The organism is Actinomycetota bacterium, from assembly GCA_035540895.1.
Lineage (GTDB): Bacteria > Actinomycetota > JAICYB01 > JAICYB01 > JAICYB01 > DATLFR01.
Genome location: DATLFR010000161.1, coordinates 1 through 11148, shown reverse-complemented (window position 1 = coordinate 11148; position 11148 = coordinate 1). Strand labels below are relative to the sequence as shown.

Annotated in this window: 7 protein-coding genes and 1 pseudogene; 7 read left to right on the top strand and 1 reads right to left on the bottom strand. The window is 70.3% G+C overall.

Translation table 11 applies throughout. The features are described from left to right. The 3 genes from VM840_09430 to VM840_09420 all read left to right on the top strand — a co-directional run. Window positions 1-1612, top strand: a 1612-nt coding sequence (locus VM840_09430) for an FAD-linked oxidase C-terminal domain-containing protein (GenBank protein HVL81798.1), incomplete at its 5' end; no start/stop codon positions are given. Further along, complete coding sequence (locus VM840_09425) at window positions 1609-2463, top strand: hypothetical protein (protein HVL81797.1); 855 nt, start codon at window positions 1609-1611, stop codon at window positions 2461-2463. The genes VM840_09430 and VM840_09425, both read left to right, overlap by 4 nt. Continuing rightward, window positions 2460-2816, top strand: a complete 357-nt coding sequence (locus tag VM840_09420) for a gamma-glutamylcyclotransferase family protein (protein HVL81796.1) — start codon at window positions 2460-2462, stop codon at window positions 2814-2816. Before VM840_09425 ends, VM840_09420 begins: the two co-directional genes overlap by 4 nt. On the opposite strand, the gene VM840_09415 is transcribed toward VM840_09420, so the two are convergent. Then, entirely contained in the window at window positions 2813-3694 is an 882-nt protein-coding gene (locus tag VM840_09415; protein ID HVL81795.1) for a phytanoyl-CoA dioxygenase family protein, read from the bottom strand. The two genes, VM840_09420 and VM840_09415, sit on opposite strands and share 4 nt — an antisense overlap. 322 nt (window positions 3695-4016) lie before the next feature. Here VM840_09415 and aceE point away from each other — a divergent pair, with 322 nt between their 5' ends. The 4 genes and pseudogenes from aceE to VM840_09395 form a co-directional block, all read left to right on the top strand. Further along, the gene (aceE, locus tag VM840_09410) at window positions 4017-6683 is read left to right on the top strand and encodes a pyruvate dehydrogenase (acetyl-transferring), homodimeric type (GenBank protein ID HVL81794.1); all 2667 of its coding nucleotides are present in this window, start codon (window positions 4017-4019) and stop codon (window positions 6681-6683) included. 80 nt (window positions 6684-6763) lie between these two features. Next, window positions 6764-9529, top strand: a complete 2766-nt coding sequence (locus VM840_09405; GenBank protein HVL81793.1) for a right-handed parallel beta-helix repeat-containing protein — start codon at window positions 6764-6766, stop codon at window positions 9527-9529. Window positions 9530-9647: 118 nt separating this feature from the next. Continuing rightward, window positions 9648-10448 (top strand): annotated as a pseudogene (locus VM840_09400) (ABC transporter ATP-binding protein). A 52-nt stretch (window positions 10449-10500) separates the two neighbouring features. Beyond that, on the top strand, window positions 10501-11148 hold a 648-nt coding region (locus VM840_09395; GenBank protein ID HVL81792.1), incomplete at its 3' end, for an ABC transporter permease.

Here is an 11148-nt window from a genome sequence, read left to right as displayed (position 1 = left end):
CGAGGACACGATCGTCGCGGTCGAGCGGCTGCCCGGCTACATCCGGGAGCTCGACGCGCTCTTCTCCCGGTACGGCACCGATGTCGTCTGGTACGGCCACGCCTCGACCGGGCTGATCCACACGCGCCCGTTCCTCGATCTGACGAGCGCTTCGGACCTGACGAAGCTCGAGCGCCTGATGGCGGACGCCGTGGACCTCGTGAACGCCTGGGGCGGGGACCTGTGCGGCGAGCACGGCGACGGACTTGCCCGCGCCTACTGGAACGAGCGCCTCTTCGGGCCGGCCCTGTACGGACAGCTCCGGGCCATCAAGGCCGCCTTCGACCCGGCCGACCTGCTCAACCCCGGCAAGGTCGTCGAGGGACCGCGTCCGACCGAGGACCTGCGGTACGGACCCGGCTACACCCGCCGGGTGCCCGCCACCTCCTTCTCCTACGCCGATCAGGGCGGGTTCGCCGCCGCCGCCGAGCGGTGCTTCGGGGCGGGCGCCTGCCGCAAGCGGCTCCAGGGCACGATGTGCCCACCGGCGGCGGCGACCGGACTGGAGGAGCACTCCACCCGGGCCCGAGCCAACCTGCTACGCAGCGTGGTGGCCGGCGAGCTGGACCCGGGCGACCTCTCGACCCCCGAGGCGCACGAGGTGATGGGCACCTGCGTCGGGTGCAAGGCGTGCAAGACCGAGTGTCCGGCGCAGGTCGACCTGGCCCGGTTGAAGTCGGAGTGGATGGACATGACCCGCCGGGCTGAGGGAGCCACGCCCCTCCAGGCGATGACGGCCAGGCTCCGGGAGCTCGCCGCAGCCGGTTCCCGCACGCCCCGGCTCGTCAACCGCGTGATGTCCACGACGGCTTTCAAGCGACGGCTCGGCATCGCGCTGCAGCGCGAGCTGCCGCCCCTCGCTCGGGAGCCGCTCACGCGGAGGATGGCGCGCGACGGGGACGCTCTCCTGTTCGCGGACTGCTTCACGACCTACCAGGAGCCGGAGGTGGGGGAGGCAGCGCGCGATCTGGTGGCTCGAGCCGGACGCACGCTGGGCCTCGTCGACGCGGGGTGCTGCGGACGCACGATGCTGTCCGAGGGTTACATCGGGCGCGCCAGGCGGGCGGCCGAGCGGGCGGCCCGGGTCCTGCGGTCGACCGACGGGCCGATCCTGTTCTGCGAGCCCTCCTGCCTGTCCGCGGTCACCGACGACTGGCCGCACCTCATCGAGGACGTGTCCGACATCGTCGCCAGATCGCGCCCGGCCGAGGCGTACGTGTCCGAGCTCGGTCTCGACTACGAGCAGGGGGGAGCGGTCCTGCTGCACGGGCACTGCCACCAGAAGGCCCTCTGGGGGACGGCCGACACCCGCGTGGCCCTCGCGGCCGCGGGAGCGGAGATCACGGAGCCCGACGCCGGGTGCTGCGGGATGGCCGGCGGGTTCGGTTACCGCGAGGAGCGCTACCACCTGTCCGTGGCCATGGGGGAGCGCGTGCTCGCCCCGGCCGTGCGCGAGGCGGAGGGAGCCGAGGTGGTCGCCACGGGGACCTCCTGCCGGCACCAGATCGCGGACCTCACGGGCAGGGAGGCCGTCCACCCGCTCGTGTACCTGGCTCGCCGACTCCGGACGTGAACGCCGGGCCGCGTTCGGAGCCGAAGGGCAGGCCTCGGACCTACGCGATCGGCGTCCCCCTGCCCCCGGACGGCGACCGCCGCCTCTGGGCGGCCTGTGCCACGAGGTGGACGACCTGCGTGGAGCTCGATGTGTTCGAGGCGCCGGGCCGGACCGGGGTCCAGCTGATGGACGGTCCGTGGCGCTGGCCGTGGGGCGCGGTCGCGGCAACCCCGCAGGGCCGCGTGCCGCTGAAGCGCCACGACCGGGGCGCCCGTCCGGAGCCGGAGCTCGCGCACTACCCGATAGCCTTCGACCGTCCGCCGGCGGGGGCGACGGTGGTGCACGTCCAGACCGACCACCCCGCCGACGGACGGGTCGAGCTCACGATCGACCTCTCGTCGCGCAGGGGGGTCCGCCTGCGCCGCCCTCCCGGGTGCGCGACCTGCGGCGCCCTCCAGGAGCACCTGCAGGAGCCGGGACGGTGTCCCGGGTGCGACGCGCTGCGTGAGTCGTGGCTGGACGCGTTGACCTCGCAGCCACGGACGGAGCTGCGAGAGGCCCTCCCGTGCGACCTGACCCTGCGTTCGCCGGCGGGCGTCATGAGGGTCCACGCGGTGACCCGGTGGAGCGACCGTGTCCTCGTCCATCTCAGGCACCGAGGCGGGTTCGGACACCTCTCGGTGCGGAGCGGATCGACGGTCACCGGCATGGGGATCCCTCGGCTCGTCCACCACAGTGGGACGTGGTCGCACTGGATGGTCTCGTTCCCCCACTCCCAGCCGCTCGAGGCGGTGGAGCTGAGGGCCGGGGACGAGCTGGTCGACTCCGCGTCCCTGCCCGCGCTCCGCTACGAGACGGTGTGGGTGTGACCGATCGCGTCTTCGTATACGGCCTGTTGCGCCCCGGCTCCCGGCTCCACCACGTGGTGGAGCAGTTCGTCCGGGCAGCCACCCCCGCATCCGTGCCCGGCCGGCTCTACGACACGGGCCTGGGATACCCCGCAGCCCTGTTCGGCCATGGCGGGCGGATCGAGGGTTCGGTGCTGCACCTGGACCGCCCGGACGAGGCCCTCTCCCTGCTCGACGAGGTCGAGAGCGAGGGCGAGCTGTACAGGCGGGTGGTGGTGGAGGCGACGACGGACGACGGCCCCACGAGCGCATGGAGCTACGAGTGGCTGCGAGGAACCGACGGGCTGCGGGAGGTGGGCCCCGTCTGGCCCTAGGACATGTTGTTGCGCTCGTTGCCGCACCCGCCCTCGCCGGACGGGCGCACGTGGGGGCGGTTGATGTCCGTGATCCCCTTCCACGCGTAGGGGTCCCGGCCGGCCACCATCACGATGTCGCGCATATCGGTGTTCGCCATCCCTTCGTCCGGACCCGGGAGGTACCACGGGAGCAGCGAGGAGGCGCTCATGTAGTGGCAGGCGAGCGCGCGACGGTAGCGACCGGACGTGTTAGGCAGCGACCTGTGCAGCAGGTACCCGTTGAACAGGACGGCCGACCCCGCTGCCAACTCCACGGGGACCGCGTCGTCGTCGGAGTAGGGGAACTCGTAGGCCTCCCCCGCGCAGTCGAACCGTCCGTCCCCGTGCTCCCGCTGCGGGTAGATCACGCCGGGCGCGTGGGAGCCGGGGATCACCCACAGACACCCGTTGTCCACCGTCGCGTCGTCCAGGGCGATCCACGCGGCGGTCAGCGAGCGGTCTCGGGTGGGGATGAAGTACTCGTCCTGATGCCAGGCCTGTCCGGGCTTGCCGGACGGCTTTATGAACAGCATCGACTGCATGGCCTTCACGTCCGGACCGATCACCTGGGTCAGCGCCTCCACCACGAGCGGGTGGGCGAGGTAGCGCATCATCACGTCCGACACCTTGTGCGGGAAGTGGATGCACAGGTACCGGCGCAGCACCTCGTCGTCATCCTCGCCGGGCCGCGGAGGCTCGACGCCGCCGATCTCGCCCCGCAGCCCTCGACAGATCGCCGTGGCCTCGTCCCGCAGCTCGGCCACCTCGTCGGCGGCGAGCACGTCCGGGAGCACGATGTACCCGTCGCGCACGAACCGCGCGGCGATGCCGCCCCTCGGAGGTGCGTGAGGAGTCATCACGAACCAACCATACGGGTCCCTAAGCTCGGCGGCACACGATCCGTCAACTCTCGAGATCACAGGCCTCCGGTAGATCATCCGTTCCAGGCCCTCGAGACGCTGCCTGCGCAAGGTGCTCGATCCGGGCATCGCGACGCCACGGCCGACCACCGCTGACTGGCCCGACCCGCCCCCTTCATCAGGTGCGGGCGATAACTCCCGGTCGCGCCGAGCTATCGCCCACACCTCGCGCTCGGGCGCGGCAGGCCACGTGCGCGTCAAGCGGGCGCCCAGAGGGCCCCCTGCCGACACGGCTGGGCGGCGGGGGTAGGGTGGACCCATGACCTTTGACGAGTACCGCGACCAGCTCCCCGACATCGACCCCCAGATCACGGGCGAGTGGATCGAGGCCCTCCAGGACCTCGCCACCAGCAAGGGCGCCACCCGCGCCGGGTACGTCCTGCGGCGCGTGCTTGGGGAGGCCCGCCGGCTGCAGATCGGGATGCCGCCGATGGTCGCGACCCACTACGTGAACTCGATCGCCCCCGAGGAGGAGCCCCCGTTCCCGGGCGACGAGGAGATGGAGCGGCGGATCCGCCGGCTGATCCGCTGGAACGCCGCGATCATGGTGATGCGCGCGAACCGCAAGGCTCCGGGGATCGGCGGCCACCTCTCCACGTACGCGTCCGCCGCGTCGCTGTACGAGGTCGGGTTCAACCACTTCTTCCGTGGCAAGAGCCACCCCGGCGGGGGAGACCAGATCTTCTACCAGGGGCACGCCTCGCCGGGGATGTACGCGCGGGCCTATCTCGAGGGGCGGCTGTCCCCCGAGCAGCTCGACCGTTTCCGCCAGGAGGCCGCGGGAGGCGGGCTCTCCTCGTACCCGCACCCGCGGCTGATGCCGGAGTTCTGGGAGTTCCCCACCGTCTCGATGGGACTCGGGTTGCTGAACTCGATCTATCAGGCCCGCTTCAACAGGTACCTGCACGCGCGCGGGTTCAAGGACACCTCCGAGCAGCGGGTGTGGATGTTCGCGGGCGACGGCGAGATGGACGAGCCCGAGTCCATAGCCGGGCTCTCGCTCGCCGCGCGCGAGCGCCTCGACAACATGATCCTCGTCATCAACTGCAACCTCCAGCGCCTGGACGGCCCCGTCCGCGGCAACGGGAAGGTGATCCAGGAGCTCGAGCGTCTCTTCCGGGGGGCCGGCTGGCACGTGATCAAGGTCGTCTGGGGCCGGGAGTGGGACGACCTGCTCGCCCGCGACGTCGACGGTGTCCTCGTGAACAAGATGGACACGACCGTCGACGGCGAGTTCCAGAAGTACGCGGTCGAGTCCGGGGCCTACATCCGTGAGAACTTCTTCGGTCCGGACCCCCGGCTCCGCGAGATGGTCTCCCACCTGTCCGACTCCGACCTGCGCCGGCTGCGCCGGGGAGGCCACGACTACCGGAAGCTGTACGCCGCCTACAAGGTGGCGACGGAGCTGAAGGACCAACCGACCGTCATCCTCGCCAAGACCGTGAAGGGATGGACGCTCGGGGAGGACATCGAGGCCCGGAACGTCACGCACCAGGCGAAGAAGATGACGGACACCGACCTCCGGAAGTTCCGCGACCGCCTCGGGCTCCCCATCTCTGACAGCGAGATCGAGGACCTCCCCTACTACCACCCCGGAGAGGACAGCGAGGTCGTCGAGTACATGAAGTGGCGTCGCGAGGTGCTGGGTGGTCCGCTGCCGAAGCGTGTGGTCCGCTACACGCGCCCGGAGCTGCCCGGTCCGGACGTGTACACCGAGCTGGGGAAGGGATCCGGCGAGCAGGACGCCGCGACCACTCAGGCGTTCGTCCGGCTCCTGCGCCAGCTGCTCCGGGACCCCAACCTGGGCAAGCGGATCGTCCCGATCATCCCGGACGAGGCCCGCACCTTCGGGATGGAGTCGCTGTTCAAGGCCATCAAGATCTACAACCCGCTCGGCCAGACCTACGAGCCCGTCGATGTGGGCACCCTGATGCCGTACCTGGAGTCGGAGACGGGGCAGCTGCTCGAGGAGGGGATCACCGAGGCCGGCTCGATGGCCATGCTCACCGCCGCCGGGACCTCGTACTCCACCCACGGCGAGCTCATGGTGCCGTTCTTCATCTTCTACTCCATGTTCGGTTTCCAGAGGGTGATGGACCTCATCTGGTCGTTCGGCGACCAGCGCGGGCGCGGGTTCCTGCTGGGAGCCACCGCGGGACGTACGACGCTGTCCGGAGAGGGGCTCCAGCACCAGGACGGCCACAGCCTCCTGCTCGCCTCGGCCGTCCCGAACTGCTACTCGTACGACCCGGCCTTCGCCTACGAGGTCGGGGTCGTCGTCCGCGAGGGACTGCGCCGGATGGTCGACGAGGGGGAGGACGTCTTCTACTACCTCACCCTGTACAACGAGCAGTTCCGGATGCCGCCGATGCCCGAGGGGGTCGAGGACGGCATCATCCGCGGCCTGTACCGGTTCAAGACCTCCGACGCCGAGGGTCCGCGGGTGCAGGTGCTGGGATCGGGTCCGATCGTGCTCGAGGCGCTGCGGGCCCAGGAGCTCCTGGCCGAGTTCGGGGTCGCTGCCGACGTGTGGAGCGCCACCTCCTACCAGATGCTGCGAGACGACGCCCTCGAGGCCGAGCGATGGAACCGGCTCCACCCGACCGAGGAGGCGCGGGTGCCGTACGTGACGCGGTCCCTGTCGGACGGCGGCCCGGTCGTGGCGGTCGGGGACTTCATGAAGGCGGTGCCCGACCAGATCGGACGATGGGTGCCGGGTCCGTTCGTCCCCCTGGGCACCGACGGCTACGGGCGGTCGGACACCCGCCCCGCCCTCCGGCGCCACTTCGAGGTGGACGCCGAGCACACCGTCGTCGCCGCGCTCCACGCGCTGGCGCTGGCCGGAGACGTGAAGCCGCAGACCGTGGCCGACGCGATCGAACGGTTCGGCCTGGACCCCGAACGGTCCGACCCCCGGTACGCCTAGGGCCGTCCTCGCAGACGTCGGGGGGGACCCCCCGGGGGCGTGTCCGTTATGGCAGGACACCGTCCCTCCGAGGCGAACCCGTGAGCCTGGGGTTCTCTGGGCTGAAGGGGGACGTGATGGGCATCACGGCTATCCGGCGCGTGCTCGGCTGCGCGCTCGCAGCGGCACTCGTACTGACGGCGACGCACGGGGCATGGGCTGCGGACCGGGAGGTCCTCCGGGCCGCGTCCGGTTCCGTTCTCGAGATGCTCGAAGCCCGGTCGAGGGCCGCGGCCACGACCGTGGCCCCGCCCGCCGCACCGATCCTGGTGCCCGGACCGCTCGTGATCGACCGAGAGGTGACGCTCGTCGGGCTGCACCTGATCGTCGACGGGTCCGTGATCATCACGCCCGAGGGTTCTCTGAACCTGTACGGGACGAAGCTGGAGGTCCGGGACACGGATGTGCGACAGCGCATCTACGACGAGGCGGTCCAGCCGCGCCTGAACGAGATCCGCTCGGCCGAGGAGCTCGCCCAGCTCGCTTGGTACGACGCCTACTGGACCGCCTACACCGCGCTGTACCCCTACCACCGGCTCCCGGACGACCCTCCCGCGCCTCCCGCCGTCTCCGGCCCGCTGGCCGAGGCCGGCGCGGTGATCCGCGACAACGTCGTCGCCCAGAGGATCGTCGTGACCGGGGCGCTCCGCACCTTCGACCTGGCTGAGTACGAAGGGCCGCTCGGGCTGAGGTTCGACCCGCGCCGGTCCTCGATCGTCGCTCATGTGTCCCTGGCTCCCCAGGCGGCGCCCACGTACCCGGTGCAGCTGGTGTCCGCCCCGGCCCCGGGGTCGGACGCCCGACCGGTCCTTCAGCTCAGCGACACGGACCTCCACGACGTGACCGCGACGCTCGCCGCGTCGGACGCCCAGCTGCGGGACGTGACGATGACGACGACGCGTCAGGCGCACGCATCCTCCTACCCGCTGACGTACACCCTCGCGCTGTGGGAGAGCCGGCTCGAAGCCGACGGGCTCCTGGTGGACGCGAGCAGCCTCACCAACCACCACTACGGCGTCCTGACCCGGGACAGCTCCGTCGACATCGATGGGTCCGAGATGCGTGGTCCCGAGAACGGGGGCTACACCGAGGGAGCCAGGCTCGAGACCTCCGATGGGGGGTTCACCGACACGTCGATCACGAACTGGTCGTCCGGGCTCACCGTGGGGTCTCCTCGGGAGCCCGTGGCCGTGGATGGGAACTCCATCTCGACCCAGGGCTACTGGTGGGGGGCTCACGGCATCCGGACGTACCAGGACCCCGGGACGGCCGCGATCGCCCTCACCCACAACGAGGTGGAGGTGCGCCAGTGGAGCTCGGTGGCGTTGGCCCTGTCACATCAGGACCAGGACGCCTCGACCGGAGCGCTCGACGTAACGGACAACGTGGTCACGCTGCACGACGACTCGTGGGGCGTGGGGCTCTCGGTCTGGACCGTCGACGACGGACGGGTCACCGTGGCCGGGAACGAGATCTCCGGTGATGGGAGGTCCGGGATCTCGGTGTCCGCGGACACGCCCGAGGGGGTGTCCGCCGCGACGCTGGCGGAGAACCGGGTGACGCAGATGTCGTCGGTCGGCCTCTCCGTCAACCAGGGGACCGTCCGCCTCCAGCGCAACCAGCTCGACGACAACGACATCGGCATCTCGGTCCCGCACGAAGCCGCGCCGAGCGTCCCGTTGATGACCGGCAACACGGTCAACGGGATCAACGTCGACGGTGCGCTGCGCCCCCATGAGCGGGTGTACTTCTACCGCGCGAACGGCGCGGCGATCGCGGGGAGGACGATGACCTCGGGGGCCCGCGGCGCGACCACGATGCAGGGTCTGTTGACCTTCTACGACTCCACCGGGATAGCGATCAGCGGAGCCACGCTCCGAGGCAACGTCGACGGGATCCACCTCGTGAACAGCTCGGGGACGGTCTCCTCATCGCTGCTCTCCGACCACCGCAGCGTCGGTCTGCGCTCCGACGCGTCCAGCTTCACGATCACCACGACGACGGCGACGCGCAACCCGACGGGGCTCTCGATCAGGTCCGGACTCGTCACCCGGCCCGTGGTGTCGAACTCCGCCGCCGTCAACAACGGCGTCGGGATCCACCTCGACTCCATCCAGCCGGACCTGCTCGCCAACGACATATCGTCGAACGGCACCGGGCTGCAGCTGTGGGCGGCGAGCCCGACCCTGAAGGGGTCCACCATCGACCGGAACGGGTACGGCATCCAGGGCCACCGGTCGAGCCCCCGGTTGGAGAGGACCGCCGGAGGCGTCCCCGTCACCATCTCCAACAGCTCTTCGGTCGGGTTCTCCGTCCACGAGGGGGCTCCCGTGCTGATCGGGACCCGCATCCGCGACGGAGGCAGGTTCGGCATGGAGATAGCGTCCGCGGCTCCCGTCCTCTCGCAGGTCGAGATAACCGGCAACGACTCCGGGGGCATCTCGATGTGGGAGGCCAGCGCGAGCATCAGCGACTCCCGGATAGCCGAGAACCGAGGAGCGGGGTGGCACACGTACGGGATCATCGCGTACAGCGGCTCGAGCCCGACCGTCGAACGGACCCGCATCACCAACAACGGGGACTACGGGGTGGCGTTCTTCTCGGGCGGGTCCGCCGCCCGGGTGACACAGAGCTGCATATCCGGTCACAGCGCGTACGGCCTCTACAACGAGGGAGGCGCCCCCATCGATGCGCAGCGCAACTGGTGGGGCTCGTCGACCGGACCCAGCGGCCGCGGCCCCGGGGTCGGCGACGCCGTCAGCGACCGCGTCGACTTCGCGAACTTCCAGGCGGCCTGCCCCGCCTGACCCTCAGCTCTCCCTGACCGGCGGCCGGCCCCGATCGGCCGCCGGTCGTCCTCTTCGAACGCCCGTGCATCCGGGCGGCCTCTTGTAGGATTTCGTCCAACGTGGGGAGAGGAGGGGAATGGCCGCACCCCCCGGGGTCGCGATCTCCGTCGTCGGGCTGACGAAGCGCTTCGGCTCCCAGACGATCTGGGAGGACGTCACGTTCGACGTCCCGAAGGGTGAGATCACCGTGATCCTGGGACCGTCCGGCACCGGCAAGTCGGTCCTGCTGAAGCATTTCGTGGGCCTGCTCAAGCCCACCGCCGGACACGTCTACGTGGGCGAGCACGACATACCGACCCTGAAGGAGAAGGAGCTCTTCGAGGTCCGCAAGAAGTTCGGGGTCCTCTTCCAGGACGGCGCGCTCTTCGGCTCCATGACCGTCGCCGACAACGTCGCCTTCCCGCTGCGCGAGCACACGGACCTGTCCGAGGGCACGATCCGCCAGATCGTCTCCGAGAAGCTGGAGCTCGTGGGGCTCTCGGGAGCGGAGAGGAAGTACCCGGCCGAGATCTCCGGCGGGATGAAGAAGCGGGCGGGCCTGGCCCGGGCGCTCGTGCTCGAGCCCGAGATCCTCCTGTTCGACGAGCCCGACTCCGGGCTCGACCCCGTGCGGACGGCCTACCTGAACATGCTCACGCTCGACCTGAAGAGGCGCCTGGGACCGACGATCGTCATCGTCACCCACCACATCGAGACGGCCCGGACGGTCCCCGACCACATCGGGTTGATCTTCGCCCGCAAGCTCGTGAAGTTCGGCTCCCGCAAGGACATGTTCACGAGCAAGGAGAAGGTGGTCACGCAGTTCCTCAACGGCACGACCGACGGTCCGATCGGCATGTCCGAGGAGAAGGACGCGGGGGAGAGGGCGGCCGCCGCGTCGTGACCGGGAGGGACGCTTGATAGCCGGGGTGGCGCGTGAGACCGGCAACATGTTCGCGCTCACGCTCGACGCCTTCCGGGTCTTCCTCCGCCGTCCGTGGCCGGTCGCCGAGTTCCTGCGGATCTCCTGGTTCATCGTCGCGGTCTCGATCGTCCCGGTCATCCTGGTCTCGATAGCGTTCGGCGCGACGATAGCCCTGCAGGTCGGGAACGTGTCCCGGCAGCTCGGCGCCCAGTCCCAGACGGGGGCGGCCATGGTGCTCGCGGTGGTCCGTGAGGCGGCTCCGATCGCGACCGCCCTGCTGATATCGGGAGCCGGTGGGTCGGCGATGACGGCCGATCTAGGCTCCCGCAAGGTCCGCGACGAGATCGCGGCGATGGAGGTCCTGGCGGTGGACCCGGTCCATCGGTTGATAGTCCCTCGCATCCTGGCCGCCGTCGTCGTGGCCGTCCTGCTCAACGGGTTCGTGTCCGTGGCCGGCGTGGCCGGGGGCTACGTCTTCAACGTCCTGGTCCAGGGAGGGACGCCGGGCGCCTACCTCGCCTCGTTCTCGCTCCTGGCCCAGACGGCGGACCTATGGGTGGCCCTCATGAAGGCAGGCGTCTTCGGGTTGATAGCGGCGATGGTGGCGTCCTACTTCGGGATGCACTGCAAGGGTGGGCCGAAGGGGGTGGGCGAGGCGGTGAATCGGGCGGTC

What these genes read in the sequence shown, in the direction of transcription:
- aceE (HVL81794.1), top strand. Translation starts at nt 4,017, where the DNA reads ATGACCTTTGACGAGTACCGCGACCAGCTCCCCGACATCGACCCCCAG.
- VM840_09415 (HVL81795.1), bottom strand. Translation starts at nt 3,694, where the DNA reads ATGACTCCTCACGCACCTCCGAGGGGCGGCATCGCCGCGCGGTTCGTG.